The sequence below is a fragment of the Cupriavidus sp. SIMBA_020 genome (assembly GCF_046535395.1).
GTDB lineage: Bacteria > Pseudomonadota > Gammaproteobacteria > Burkholderiales > Burkholderiaceae > Cupriavidus > Cupriavidus campinensis.
Genome location: NZ_JAWRWU010000296.1, coordinates 1 through 307, shown reverse-complemented (window position 1 = coordinate 307; position 307 = coordinate 1). Strand labels below are relative to the sequence as shown.

1 pseudogene is annotated in these 307 nt (G+C 59.9%); it reads left to right on the top strand.

From position 1 onward, the window contains the following. Positions 1-210: pseudogene (sodB, locus tag SB751_RS29285) on the top strand (superoxide dismutase [Fe]); the annotation flags it as partial. Positions 211-307: the final 97 nt, after the last annotated feature.

The window sequence follows — 307 nt, the reverse complement described above, 5'->3', positions numbered from 1 at the left end:
GCATGGCTCGTGAAGAAGGCCGACGGTTCGCTCGACATCGTGTCGACGAGCAACGCCGCGACGCCGCTGACGACGGCCGACAAGCCGCTGCTGACGATCGACGTGTGGGAACACGCGTACTACATCGACTACCGCAACGCACGTCCGAAGTTCGTCGAAGCGTTCTGGAACATCGTGAACTGGGACTTCGCAGCGAAGAACTTCGCGTAAGTTCATGCGTCCTGCGCGCCTATGCGGCGCGCGGCACCGCAAAAAAGCCCTCGTGACGAGGGCTTTTTTATTTTTCATCGGACGTGAATCGGCGCAC